The organism is Wolbachia endosymbiont (group A) of Sympetrum striolatum (genome assembly GCF_947250715.1).
Taxonomy (GTDB): Bacteria; Pseudomonadota; Alphaproteobacteria; order Rickettsiales; family Anaplasmataceae; genus Wolbachia.
Map to the genome: position 1 here is coordinate 774,501 of NZ_OX366342.1, position 13,227 is coordinate 787,727.

At 35.8% G+C, this 13,227-nt stretch carries 9 protein-coding genes, 1 tRNA gene and 2 pseudogenes; 4 read left to right on the forward strand and 8 right to left on the reverse strand.

The genetic code is table 11. The features are described 5' to 3' along the window. Positions 1–32 precede the first annotated feature (32 nt). A pseudogene (locus OOK87_RS03820) lies at positions 33–1,263 on the forward strand (IS256-like element ISWpi15 family transposase). 34 nt (positions 1,264–1,297) lie between these two features. Here OOK87_RS03820 and OOK87_RS03825 read toward each other — a convergent pair. Next, positions 1,298–1,516 (reverse strand): annotated as a pseudogene (locus tag OOK87_RS03825) (IS66 family transposase); the annotation flags it as partial. Between the two features lie 93 nt (positions 1,517–1,609). On the opposite strand from OOK87_RS03825, the gene OOK87_RS03830 reads away from it, so the two are divergent. Beyond that, a complete protein-coding gene (locus OOK87_RS03830) occupies positions 1,610–1,774 on the forward strand; it encodes a hypothetical protein (protein WP_253309122.1) in 165 nt (54 codons plus the stop codon). Here OOK87_RS03830 and OOK87_RS03835 read toward each other — a convergent pair. The 5 genes from OOK87_RS03835 to OOK87_RS03855 form a co-directional block, all read right to left on the reverse strand. Then, a complete protein-coding gene (locus OOK87_RS03835) occupies positions 1,765–3,027 on the reverse strand; it encodes a Tol-Pal system protein TolB (RefSeq protein ID WP_253309121.1) in 1,263 nt (420 codons plus the stop codon). The two genes, OOK87_RS03830 and OOK87_RS03835, sit on opposite strands and share 10 nt — an antisense overlap. Before the next feature lie 9 nt (positions 3,028–3,036). After that, positions 3,037–4,671 carry a ribonuclease J gene (locus OOK87_RS03840; protein ID WP_264688109.1) on the reverse strand — a complete coding sequence of 545 codons (1,635 nt, stop codon included), beginning with the start codon at positions 4,669–4,671 and terminating at the stop codon, positions 3,037–3,039. A 217-nt stretch (positions 4,672–4,888) separates the two neighbouring features. Further along, positions 4,889–6,007, reverse strand: a complete 1,119-nt coding sequence (gene dnaJ / locus OOK87_RS03845; RefSeq protein ID WP_264688110.1) for a molecular chaperone DnaJ — start codon at positions 6,005–6,007, stop codon at positions 4,889–4,891. Between the two features lie 82 nt (positions 6,008–6,089). Beyond that, positions 6,090–6,167 (reverse strand) — tRNA-Arg (locus tag OOK87_RS03850). A 207-nt stretch (positions 6,168–6,374) separates the two neighbouring features. Further along, entirely contained in the window at positions 6,375–6,521 is a 147-nt protein-coding gene (locus OOK87_RS03855; protein ID WP_253309118.1) for a hypothetical protein, read from the reverse strand. Positions 6,522–7,026: 505 nt separating this feature from the next. Between OOK87_RS03855 and OOK87_RS03860 the strand changes: the two genes are divergently transcribed. Further along, a complete protein-coding gene (locus tag OOK87_RS03860) occupies positions 7,027–7,842 on the forward strand; it encodes a hypothetical protein (protein ID WP_253309117.1) in 816 nt (271 codons plus the stop codon). A gap of 62 nt (positions 7,843–7,904) precedes the next feature. Further along, on the forward strand, positions 7,905–9,068 hold the full coding sequence (locus OOK87_RS03865) for a porin (protein WP_253309116.1): 1,164 nt from the start codon (positions 7,905–7,907) through the stop codon (positions 9,066–9,068). Positions 9,069–9,254: 186 nt separating this feature from the next. Here OOK87_RS03865 and mutS read toward each other — a convergent pair whose 3' ends face one another. Then, positions 9,255–11,768 (reverse strand): DNA mismatch repair protein MutS, encoded by a 2,514-nt coding sequence (gene mutS, locus OOK87_RS03870; RefSeq protein ID WP_264688111.1) that lies wholly within the window; start codon positions 11,766–11,768, stop codon positions 9,255–9,257. 598 nt (positions 11,769–12,366) lie between these two features. Continuing rightward, complete coding sequence (locus OOK87_RS03875; protein WP_264688112.1) at positions 12,367–13,176, reverse strand: ankyrin repeat domain-containing protein; 810 nt, start codon at positions 13,174–13,176, stop codon at positions 12,367–12,369. Positions 13,177–13,227: the final 51 nt, after the last annotated feature.

The following is a 13,227-nucleotide window of genomic DNA, read 5'->3' on the forward strand; positions in this document are numbered from 1 at the left end:
ATAAATTGATATAAAAAAATGGAGGTTTGACAATGAGTCAGAAAGTAGTAAACAGAACTACCGGTTTGGTAGATTATAAAGAATTAGAAACAAATATCCTGTCGTCTATACGAGAAGGAAGACCGTTGACAGGAAGAGATGGAGCATTAACACCGTTTATAAAAAAGTTGCTGGAGGTAAGCCTGGAAGGTGAAATAGAAAACCACTTGTCGGCTGAAAGCGAAGAGAATAATCGAAGAAATGGGAGGAATGCAAAGACTTTACGTACAAGCGCAGGGTCATTTGAGCTTTTGACGCCAATAGATAGGGAAGGAAGTTTCGAACCACAAATAGTCAAAAAAAGGCAAACAAACTTACATCCAGAGCTTGAAACGAAGATTTTGAGCACATTTGCCAGTGGTATGGGCTATAGAGATATAGTGTCACATGTTGAGGAAATTTATGATCACAAAATATCGGTGGCAGAGATATCAAGTATTACTGACAAATTGCTACCAGTAATCAACGAATGGCGTAGTCGCCCGCTGCAGTCTGTATATCCGATAGTTTTCATGGTTTTTTAAAGTCAAAGAGGACGGGCATTGCGTAAGTAAATGCATGTATAACATATTAGGCATAGATCAAAATGGCAAAAAAGAAGTATTAGGTTTTTATTTGGCTGAAAGTGAAGGAGCTAACTTCTGGTTGGGAGTGCTAAATGACCTCAAAGAAAGAGGAGTAGAAGATATCCTTATTGCCTGCGTTGATGGGCTGAAAAGCTTTCCTGCAGCTATAAACAGTGTCTTTCCTAATGCGGAAGTGCAGATGTGTATAGTGCATCAGATACGCAACTCACTGAAGTATGTGGCCAGTAAAGATGCGAAGAGTTTTTTGAGCGATTTAAAGAAGGTATATCAAGCTTCAAGCAAGGAAATTGCCGAGAATTATCTGTTGGAATTGGATGAAAAATGGGGCACAAAGTACCCTATGGTTATAAAATCTTGGCAGAATAATTGGGAAAACTTGTCTGGTTATTTTAAGTATTCTGGTCCAGTTAGGAGGATAATCTACACCACCAATCCCATAGAGGGGCTACATAGGCAAATTAGGAAATTCACTAAGACCAAAGGCTCATTTACCAGCATAAATGCCTTGTATAAGCAGGTATATTGTGCTATAAAGAAGGCAGAGGAAAAGTGGACGATGCCTGTACATGATTGGGCATTAACTATCTCTCAACTTGATGTTTTCTTTCCTGGCAGATTGAAAATTGAGTTGAACTAAAAATGCGGTTTGACACAGTTTATTTAACACTCCCGAAGTAGTTGTAAACCGCATACCTATCGGTAACAACCAAATTCTTATAACTAGAAAATGTACTACTCTCTAGAAACTTAACTCCTCTTGTGTCTGCTAATTTAATAAGGCTTGCTTCATTATTAGCAAACACCCAGCACCAGCCAAGTTTACCTTTAGAATAATGGCTAGTTTCATCAATATGCAAAACTTTGCTTGCTCTCTCTACTTGTTCATATACATCTTAATACATAATTCTCTACAAAAACAATCTTCAGGGAGGAGCTGGATAATTATAAGCTCAGCATTATTGTTTGGCGCTATAGGAGCCACAATGGCTACAATGGGAATTATACCTGAAATTGCTGCTATTGGAGTAATTGCAACTGTTGTGTTGTCAGGAATCGCTGGTACTATAGTAGGTGGTGTAGCGGGATATCTTGTTAATGTGGCAATAAATCAATGCTGTGGAGCATGCAGCTCAGTAGTTCAAGAATAAGACCAATCCGGTAAAGAAGCATTTGTGGGAGTGGAAACCATTTTTTGATTTTTCTTTACTAAGTCTACTAAATATAGTTTAGAGTTGCTTGGTGATTCTGTTCTTGTGAAAATGATTTCTCTACCATTTGGTAGCCATGCCGGAGATTCAATTTTATGCCCTTCTGAAAGTAGACGTTCTTCTTTGCCATCTGGCTTCATAACTCCTATGTAAAATTTTCCTGACTGAATCTTTGTGAAAGCTATCAGATCTCCTTTTGGCGACCAAACAGGCGTAGCATATCTTCCACTTCCAAAACTAATTCTTTTAGGTTTTTTACTTTTGTTAGTAAAATCGATAACATACAGCTGCTGACTCCCACTCATATCGGAACTAAAAACCATATACTTTTGATCTGGAGAAAAAGAGGGAGAAGTGCTTATAGCTGAACCTTTAGTAATTTTTTTTGTCCGTTTACTACTTAAATCCAAAGATAATATATTCGTTTCACCACCCAATGAGTGGGAAATTAAAAGAGATTTACCATCAGGAGAAAATCTTGGTGCAGAAATAACTCCTTCAAATGCGCTGATTATTGATTCAGTGTGGTCTTTTAAATTTTTTAATACTATATAACTTTTACCATTTGCGTATGAGATATAAACAATACCCTTTCCATTTGGTGAGAATCTCGGTGTTGACACAAATCTATCGCCATTTGTTAAGTATTTTATATTACTTCCATCTTGATTCATCACAGCAATTTTACGCACAGATTTGTAGTTGCTATCTTTTTCTTCAGCGATATACGTGATTTTTGTGTTGAAGTGCCCTTTCTCACCAATCAATCTATCATGTATCACATCCGAAACGAGGTGACCAATTTTTCTCCAGTCTTTTGCTGGAAAAACAACTGACTGAGTAAGTAATTCTCTTTTTGTAAAAGTGTCAAATAAACGAAATGATAGCTCTAATGCACTACCAGATACTTCGCTTAAACTTACTGTGACTACAGTATCGCTTTTCCAAGATTTAAATTCAGCTTCCGCGCCACGTTTTACATTAAATAAGCCACAATTAGATAAATTTGTTCCTATTACCTTTGCAATATTTTCGCTTAATTCGCTTTCCAGCGCTGTTTTACATGTACATTTAGATACAACAAGACCAATGTTACCAACACTGCTTTTTTTTATATCAACATATAAAGCAGCTTTTGTAAAATAAGGAATAAATAACGAAACAAGCAATATTAATTGAACGAATAACTTCATTCTTTCATTTCATACCTGTTCTATCTGGACTTCAATTATAGGTCTTTTTAGTAAATATTCCTTTAAGATACTCAATATTGAACTTTCAATCTTATTTTTAATTTTTTTTGTTGGCTGCAAACTAAACAACGACTCAACTTTCTTGACAATTTTCTGTATAATAGCTGCATCTTCTAGCACTTCAAAAACACCAGGTACAAATACTTTCGGTTTAGTAAGCAATTTATTTTTCTTGTTTACAACTGCTATTACCACAATAACTCCGGCATCTCTCATTCTTTTACGCATTTTTATAACACTGCTCTCCGGATGACGTATCAGCATACCATCAATACCAAAGTAGTCAACATCGATTGAATCAACTTTTTCTCCGTTCTCCAAATTAACAATATCACCTGGTGCAATCATTATTGCTTTTGCCACACCGCACTCTTTAGCAAATTTTACATGTGCATGCGTGTGAATATATTCGCCGTGAACTGGAATAGACATCTTCGGTTTTATTAAAGAATACATTTCCTTTAGCTCTTCTCTTGTTGGATGCCCAGAAGCATGAACATGCTCTGTTTTTTCAGTAACAACTTCTACCCCCATCTCAATAAAGGCATTGAGCATGTTGTGCGCACGAGTTTCATTTCCAGGAATGATTTTTGACGAAAAGATCATGGTATCACCTTGCTGCATTTTAAATGCTTGATGACTCTTATTAGCAAGCCTTGAAGTTGCTGCCAGTGGCTCACCTTGACAACCTGTGCAAAGTAGCACCAGTTTTTCCCTTGGAAAATTTACTGCTTCCTTTGCTTCAAGAAACTGAGGAGAATCAGTTAAATAACCACTATCTTGCGCAACCTTCACTATTCTCCATAAAGATCTACCAAGTAAAACTACTTTTCTATTTAGTGCTTTTGCAGCTTGGCTTATCGTTTCAATTCGTGCCACATTTGAAGCAAATAGCGAAACAGCAACTAATTTTTTAGACCGCTTTATTATGTTATAAATGTTGTTATAAATTTCACCTTCTGACTCAGGGTGATGCTTGCTTAATATATTGGTTGAATCGCAAATTGCTGCAAGCAGGTCACCTTTATCGCCAATTTCTTTTAGACGCTCTATATTAGAAGTTAATCCAACAACAGGTTTTGGATCAAATTTCCAGTCTCCGGTATGGAGTGCACTACCCATTTCAGTGCTAATTAATATTGAATTTGCCTCAGGAATTGAATGAGCTATATTTATAAACTCGACGGTAAAAGGACCCAAATTTGTGCTGCCATTTATGTCCACCTCTTTCACAGGTACTGTATCTTCTAATCGAAACTCCTTTAGTTTCTCCCTAAGAAAATTAACCGTAAACTTTGTTGTATATATGGGGCACTGCAACTCTTCCCACAAGTGGGGCACTGCACCGCAGTGGTCCTCATGTGCATGTGTAATTATTATTCCAAGCAAATCTTTTTTTCTTTGAGCAATAAAATCTACATCAGCAATGAGCAGCTCAACACCTGGCATAGTTTCATCTGCAAAACCAACACCAAGGTCGATCATAATCCACTTACCTTGATAATGATATAGGCTAACATTCATCCCGATTCTTCCTACTCCCCCAAGCGGAAGAAATAAAAACTCATTTTTGTTTATATTCATTAAATTTAAATTATTAAAACCTGAGAATAGCAAAACTTCGACCTTAAATAAAGAAATTTATTGCTTTTACATAATTTTAAGGAACTAAGAAGTTTCTGTTGGCTAATAATGTTGATATCAACACTATTGTTAAGTTTTCCATTAATAAGGTCAAAGAATTGCAGGATTAAATGAAAACCCGTAAACAGTTACTCCTTCATGTCATTTAGCAGATTTCTTATTTTTTTTTTACTTTACTAAAAAACCCTTCAGATCGTTGTTGTACATTTGCATTTTCCTCTTCTTCAAACGCTTTTAATAGCTCAATTTGCTTTTTGGTTAAACTTTTTAGATTTAAGGTTTCAACTATTACCTGTACATACAAATCACCGCGAACATGTGAACTCATATGCGGCATACCCTTCTCCTTACAACGTAACTTGGTACCAGTTTGAGTGCTCTCTGGAACTTTTACTTTTGTTTTAGCTCCATCAATTGACTGAACATCAATTTCACCACCAAGCACAGCTAGTGTCATTCTTATAGGTACTTTACAGTGTAAATCTGCCTTATTTCGAGTAAAGATTTTATGGGGAGCTATTTTCACGTATACGTATAAATCTCCACTTTTTCCACCTCTTGCTCCAGCTTCTCCTTTACCACTTATCCTTACCTTAGCTCCTTCTTCTATGCCCTTTGGAATTGAAACGGATATATTTACTTCATCTCTTCTACGTCCACTTCCACCACATTTCTTACATTTATTTTGTATTATTTCTCCTTCCCCATAGCATGTAGTACATGTTCTTTCGATGGTAAAAAAGCCTTGTTGAGTTCTAATCCTACCGCTTCCCTGGCATGTGGGGCACTGAACTGGTTTAATTGCTCCTTCGCTACCTGTGCCTTGGCATGTGTCACATTTTACATTTGTCACATAATGTATAGGCGCTTGTATTCCTTTAAATGCATCTTCTAAGGTAATTTCAAGATCATAACGTAGGTCTGCTCCAGACACTCCTGTTGTGCTCCTCTTTGCTCTTGATCTACTTGCACCACCACCGAATCCTCCACCAAAGAAGTCATTGAATATGTCGCTAAAATCTCCTGCAGAGCTAAAGCCTTGAAACCCACCAGAAGCACCTTCGTGGCCATAACGGTCATAGCTTGCCCTTTTCTCAGAGTCAGATAGAAATTCATATGCAGCTGTTACTTCTTTAAATTTTTCCTCTGCTTCTTGATTGCCAGGATTTCTATCAGGATGATATTTTAACGCTAATTTTTTATACGCTTTTTTTATCTCATCAATACTGGCATTTCTTCCTACTTCCAGCAGATCATAGTAGTCTTTTTTGCTCATATATAATAGTTTAGTGTTTAACCTTTAAAGATAGGTATTGCATATATTAATTTCAAGTGTGACTTCTGTTTCCTATAAAATGTGGTGCACCCTGAGCGACTTGAACGCCCGACCTTTTGATCCGTAGTCAAATGCTCTAATCCAACTGAGCTAAGGGTGCTTTCATAAAGTTAACTTTAGCAGGTTTTGTAGCTTGATTCAATTAATTTGGCTAAAAATAAAACTGTTAATTTTTATCATACGTGAAACCTGCAAAAAATTGCATTTGTTTTCTTAAGAATCATTTTATGGTCAAGCTCACAACTATACGAACATTTGTAGTCAAGGCACTGGGATCTGAAATTGCAATGTTCGTATAGTTGTGGGTTTAGAACCCCTCACAATTCCCAAACTGCTGTTCCGAATTAGAATTATTAAATTCACTATAAGGAGGAGAGTAAGGAGGAGGTGGTCCATAATTCCTAACTGCTTCTTCAGCCTCCTCAATATTGTCTGATTCTTTCTCATGCTTCATATGAAAAGCTAAACCACCAGCAAAACATACGAGAGAATTAACGCCAAGGATAGCTAAACCCCACACTGGTAAGACTGGGTAAACAGCACAAGCTACCTACTTTCAAAACACGTCCCCTCAGATTCTCACTTTGGCATCATTCTACCTTATCTAAAGCCATTTTATACCTTTTTATCCCTTCTGGGGTAATCTTTTTTCAGTTAGCTATAGTAGATCTTTCAGAACAACTAAACGTGACTTGTTCTACTTCCATCTAATACAATGTAACAAAGGGGTATAACTCAGAGCTAGAGGTTATGATTGTAATAAAGATATAAAAAAAACGGATAAGTCAAGCAAAATTACATTTGTAACTTTGCTTGACTATCCATTTATTACCACCTAAAATAGCTAACAAAGCCATCCCGTATGACATTTTATCTATATCTAATCAAGCATATTAATAAGTAAGTAAATTTTAATATAATCTTATTATACTTATAAATATGCTGTATGGAATGAAAGTATGGATGATTTCATAACTGCAAGAAGGAAAGATGATGCTGTAGTATCTGTTTGTCAGGATAATAAGAAAAAAAACGTATTAATTTTAGGGCTCAATCAAGCCGCAAGGAATTTGTTAAAATACGAGGAAGGGAATTTACTTAATAAGCCGTTAATCAATATTTTAAGTGCAAGAGCAGCTGACGACATGAAGAATTATTTAGAGTATACCGAAAATGGACACGATTTACTTGATGTATTACCTAAAGTGATAGGTTTTTCCTTAACTGATGCTAAAGGAGAAGATATAAAGACAAAAGTAAAAGTTTTCCGCACTGCACAATTTGCTAGTAATAAAATAAATTATGAGCTATTGATACGTGATATCAGCTTGTCTCATAAATTAGGAATCTTTAGAGATGAATATCTAATGGGTAAAAAATATAAAAACCATGACTTATTCGATATACCAAACAATGAGTCTACTATTCTAGAGTTATACGTTATATTAAATTTTGCCTTTCAACATCAAATTAATGCAGCTATAGGAGTGATTGGCTTAAATAGTAGCTGTAGTGAGACAAATGATGCACTGAAAGTTATCATAGAACATTTTTGTAAAAATTGCCGTAGTGATGATTTTCTAGGGTATATTGATGAGAATAAAGTGCTTTTTGTTTTGATTAACTGCGATGTAAAAAGTACGTCTAAAATAATTAATCGTATACATTCTGCCATTAATAAGCAGTTATTAAAGCGAAAATTACCAAGTGTATCAATAATTTATGGGAATATAGCTCAAAAACGGGCAGCAAAATCTACCAGCGGCGCCTTCTGAAAAGTTGTTTTTTATTTATATTGAGTTTAAACTTAAATTTTTATAAAAATTTAAGTTTATTTATGAAGTTAAGGTACTACCTGGTAGCACTGCTTTCATCATTATTTTTGCAGAGTAGTGCTAGCTCTAGAACAATTTTGGATAAGGAAATATTTTATGTAGAACTAGACGGAAAAATAGATTTGAGATTCGGCTACGCCTTCAACAGAGGTTCTTTCAATGCTAAGGCTAAGGATAAAACTTCAAGTTATTCATACTTGCGCTTTCTTTATTTACAGCAAGTTTATCCAAATACTCAAATGGGGTTTAATGTTAAGGCAGGAGTTTCTGGTATTGCAAACCTAAAAGCGTTAGACATAGAAAAGTTAGACATGGAGGAATGGTATTTCATCATTAAAAATCAGGTGCTTGGATCAATTGAATATGGTAAAAGAAGTTTAGTTAGTCAGGGCATGTTAATTAACACTTCAAAAATTTATACAGCTGCTGGAGGAGTAAATGGTCATTGGACAAACTATGCAAATTTGCGTGGTAACGAAAACAGAGATAATGGCCCTGGATATGATAAAGACAAGGTATTTTGGGTAAAACCCAACATTTACAGTAATTATAATGGACTCGAACTAGGGTTAAAACAATCATCAATTAACTACATCTCCCCTGAAATCTATAACTTTCAACTCGGGTTCAGTTATGTCCCAGGAAAAAATAACTTACAGTACAGCAATTTAATTGCTGCTGGCCTTTCCTATAAAAATGGCCTATCAGATGATATAAATTTTACTACTGCCTTAACTGGTGAATTTGCAAGAGAAAATTTAACTGATTGCTCAGATGGAACTTCTAAAAATTATGAATGTCGTAATCAATTACTGCACTGGAATTTTGGTTTGAAGCTAAAATTGTTCGATCTTGATTGCATTTTTTCGTATGGTAATGGCGGTAAATCTGGTGAGAAGCGTAATCCTGAAATAAATAATACGTATTATATGAATGCAGGTATTGCTTACCATTCTGATTCTCGCAAATTGAGCTTAACATATTTCAATAGTGGTAGGGATATTGCAGCAAACGAGTTAACATCATATGCTTTAAGCCTTGAATATCCATTTTTTATGGGCACTTCATACTATTTCGATATTGTAAAATTTAGTACCAAAGAGCCTGAAGTAGAAAATAGCAACTCTGGTTATGTGCTCTTGACTGGACTGAAATTAAGTTTTTAATGAGGTTACATTGCCTCCTGTCATCCCAGCACTCTTTTCTGTCATCCAAGTAGCGGATAACATAGAAACGAAAAACTTACTTGACACGTTTTGCCAGCCCCCTTATCATGACGTGTATAACAATGTTACAAAAAATAATATCATAGGGTTCTCTCTACTTTTTCTGGGTAAGATCAGAATTTCCTCTTAAGCCTTTAGCTCCTCAAATACTTCACTTGCTCTATTTAAAACAGAATCAGGAAAACCAGCAAGTTTTGCTACATGTATTCCATATGACTCATCTGCAATGCCTTCAATTACTTCATGTAGAAAGATAACCTCTCCGTTCCACTCTCTTATTTTTACACAAAAACATTTCACGTTCTTCAAGTATTTGCTTACTTTAGTTAATTCATGATAATGAGTTGCAAAAATGGCGCGGCACTTATTTACATTGTGAATATGTTCAATCACCGCCTGAGCAATAGATAAGCCATCATACACTCCTGTGCCCCTACCAATTTCATCAAGTATCACCAAGGAACGATCTGTTGCCTGATTTACTATCGTTGCTGTTTCGATCATCTCTACCATGAAGGTAGAATAACCAGCTGTTATATTATCTGTTGCACCAACCCTGCTAAATATCTTGTCAATCACTCCAATATGCGCACTCTCTGCTGGCACAAATGACCCCATGTGAGCTAAAACTGCAATGAGAGCGTTTTGCCTCAAGAAAGTGCTTTTTCCAGCCATATTAGGACCAGTAATTAGATGTATACCAGCTAAATTGATGCTATTTGCAATGAATTTATCGTTAACTTCAACCACTGGATGTCTTCCATTGCGAATATTGAACTCTTTACTGTCATCGATAATGGGTTTTACGTAATTATTTTGCACTCCAAGCTCCGCAAAAGTGGCTCTAATATCAAGTTTTGCCAAAGCATTTGCAGCAAGAGCAATTTTTTCAGATTCTTTAGCGACTTCACTACACAGTTCACTAAAAATTTTCACTTCTAAGCTGATTGCAGCATCACGTGCCGTAAGAATTTTATTTTCTAGTTCTTTCAATTCATTAGTAGTGTAGCGCATGCTATTTGCTAAGCTTTGCCTATGAATAAATATGTCCGAAGTTATTTTGTGATTTGCTGACACTTCAACGTAATAACCAAGTATATTGTTGTGTAATATTTTGAGTGCGGCAATGCCAGTTAGGTCGCGATAAGACTCACGGAGCTTAGTTACCAACTTGTTACTGTTGTTCAATATATAAGATAACTCAGATAATTCTGAGTTGTATTTTGGATTGATAAATCCTCCTTCTTTCACGGAACTGAGGTTATTATCAAGTATAGCGCTGTTTAGAAGCTCGAATAGATCTTTATGATTACCAAGACTTTTATGTATTGTGCTTAGTTCACTCTCGTCTGATTTTACTGTCATTCCAGCGCGTGACGCTGGAATCTGCATCTGGATTCCAGTGTCAGCTACTTGGATGACATATTGTTGTGGGAGAGATCCATTTTCACCTGATTCAATTTTACATAAGAACTCAGACAACTCTAAAGTTTTTTCTAGGCCTATTTTTAATAGGTTCATATCCTTTGGTGAACCACGCCCTAGTATTAAGCGCGATAAAGACCTCTCAATATCTGGAATGTTAGATAATATTTCTCGTATTTTTCTGCGTGGCTCATGATTATTTACAAAAAATTGAGCGGTGCTGAGCCTCAAATTGATTGCCTTGGAGCAAGCAAGTGGTGAAGCGAGCATTTGTTTGAGCAGGCGTCCACCAGAGGCTGTAACTGTGTGATCAATAACTGAAATTAGTGAACCTTTCTTTTCACCAAATTGAGTTGAAAACAACTCAAGATTTCTCCTTGCTGAAGCATCAATAAGCATGAAATTTTGTTGCTTATAGGTTTTTGGGAATTCAAGCCTTGGAATGGAGCCCCTTTGTGTTACTCTGACATATTCAAGCAGTGCACCGCACGCCATGATTTCTACTTTGCTGAAATTTCCTATACTCCCAAGTTCCCTGATTTTATAAAACTCGCATAACGTTCTGTGAGATTTACTATACTCAAAAAAACTCTGTGCGTGTTGTGTAATTGATATTTTATAATTTTTTAAAATCGATCTAATTTTTTCGTCCTCAGTGAATTTTTCAGAAATTAATAATTCTCTTGGTGATATACGCAATAAATCACTATCTAGAGCTTTCAAATTCGTTAAAGTGTGAAAAAATTTTCCCGTTGATAATTCAAGCCAACTAATAGCATATTCGTCATTTTGTTCAACTATGGATGCGAGATAATTATTGCTTTTATCCTCCAGTAGCGAATCTTCTATAATTGTACCTGGAGTTACAACTCGTACTACATCACGTTTTACTATGGATTTATAGCCCCTCTTTTTTGCTTCATCAGCAGTTTCTAATTGGTCACAGATTGCTACTTTGAATCCTAAATCTATTAGCTTGTGTAGGTAAGATTCGCTACTGTGTGCTGGCACTCCACACATTGGTATTTCTTGCCCATTTGAATTGCCCCTCTTGGTTAGCACTATATTCAGCAATTTCGCAGCTTTAATAGCATCATCGAAAAACAACTCATAAAAATCTCCTAGCCTATAAAATAGCAGATGATCCTTGTATTGAGCTTTCAGGTTCAAATATTGCTCCATCACAGGGGTGTTTTTTTCTCTTACGAAGCTCATAATATTTTTTAATATATTGTATTGGTAATAAATTCAATGTTATTATAGATTATATTGCACATGTGAATAACATAAATTTTAGATAGGTGTATAGAGGGGAAAATTTAAAACAATTAAATTTCTTGGATCCAAGTAGTCAGGACACTTGGATGACACCCTCCTTGTATGTATTATAGCTAAAGTGACTTACGACAATTTGAAAAACGACAAATTCGTCATTCCGCTACTAGTTAGCGGAATCTATACCGCGCATAGCTGTACGAACATTCATTTTTGAAGGTAAATTGCACAGCAAATGGTGTCATTCCAGTGCTTGACACTGGAATCCAGCTTCTATGCAACCTCATCAAAAACATTCATTTAGTGTAAGATCAGCTACTTTCCATGCTAGTTTGCTTGTGAACAAGCAAACTTTTCTGGATCCCAGTGTCAAGCACTGGGATGACATCATAGGGGCGCTGGGATGACACCCTCCTTGTGTGTATTATAGCTAAAGTGACTTACGACAATTTGAAAAACGACACATTCGTCATTCCGCTACTAGTTAGCGGAATCTATACCGCGAATGAATCGCGGTATGACGTGTTGCTTGGGTCAGCTATACGTAGGTTGTGGCCCTTCTTTTTGCACCATCAACAGATATTTCAGAGCTAACAGTGCTAATAGTTTTTTCTATCGCTTTAGCCTGTTCATAGTCTTGACTCAAAAAATACATGGCCAGCCCAACAGCTATACTAGCAACAAGAACAGGTGCTATCATTACACCTAGTATCATACCACCAGAAAGACTTACTGCAACACACACACCAGCTCCAAGTACAACACCAAGAAAACCACCAATTATTACGCCAGGCACCAAACTGCCTATCATAGCGCTTTCTTTTTTCGTATTAGCTTGTTCTTTCATACTTTTAATAAGCACTTTTTTTGTTTCTCCTTGAGCTAAATCTAAAGGAATTTTATTATCCGCGTTTTGTATCAAAGGATTTGCACTATATGTAACAAGAAGGGTGATTATTTCTTCAGTTTTCTTACCTATAACTGCATGATGTAGTAATGTATTTCCCTTTTCATCTTTAAAGTTTATATGAGTACGAAGTTCCTCATCTAGATTTCTTATTGGGTTGTTTTTTGCATATATCCTAGGTTTTATTGCTCTATCTAAGCATTGTATCACTTGTTCTAGTGATTGCTCGCCAGGATTTTGTATAAAATGAAGCAGAATTTCGTGTACTATTGCTTCCTTTGTAGTTTTTTGGTATCGTAAAGCACATGCAAATGTGTCTTTATTAATAGTTATTTTTTTGTTTTGTTTAAGGAAATCTTTTAACTTTCCAACTCTATTTATACTGTGATTTTCGCTAGCAATTATCGATTGTAAAGTTTTTCTGTTATCGTCACCAGTCATGCTATCCTCCTTGATTTGATTGCATTACTCATTAATAAATAATATAATAAA

What these genes read in the sequence shown, in the direction of transcription:
- OOK87_RS03830 (WP_253309122.1), top strand. Translation starts at nt 1,610, where the DNA reads ATGGCTACAATGGGAATTATACCTGAAATTGCTGCTATTGGAGTAATT.
- OOK87_RS03855 (WP_253309118.1), bottom strand. Translation starts at nt 6,521, where the DNA reads ATGAAGCATGAGAAAGAATCAGACAATATTGAGGAGGCTGAAGAAGCA.
- OOK87_RS03840 (WP_264688109.1), bottom strand. Translation starts at nt 4,671, where the DNA reads ATGAATATAAACAAAAATGAGTTTTTATTTCTTCCGCTTGGGGGAGTA.
- OOK87_RS03835 (WP_253309121.1), bottom strand. Translation starts at nt 3,027, where the DNA reads ATGAAGTTATTCGTTCAATTAATATTGCTTGTTTCGTTATTTATTCCT.
- mutS (WP_264688111.1), bottom strand. Translation starts at nt 11,768, where the DNA reads ATGAGCTTCGTAAGAGAAAAAAACACCCCTGTGATGGAGCAATATTTG.
- dnaJ (WP_264688110.1), bottom strand. Translation starts at nt 6,007, where the DNA reads ATGAGCAAAAAAGACTACTATGATCTGCTGGAAGTAGGAAGAAATGCC.
- OOK87_RS03860 (WP_253309117.1), top strand. Translation starts at nt 7,027, where the DNA reads ATGGATGATTTCATAACTGCAAGAAGGAAAGATGATGCTGTAGTATCT.
- OOK87_RS03875 (WP_264688112.1), bottom strand. Translation starts at nt 13,176, where the DNA reads ATGACTGGTGACGATAACAGAAAAACTTTACAATCGATAATTGCTAGC.
- OOK87_RS03865 (WP_253309116.1), top strand. Translation starts at nt 7,905, where the DNA reads ATGAAGTTAAGGTACTACCTGGTAGCACTGCTTTCATCATTATTTTTG.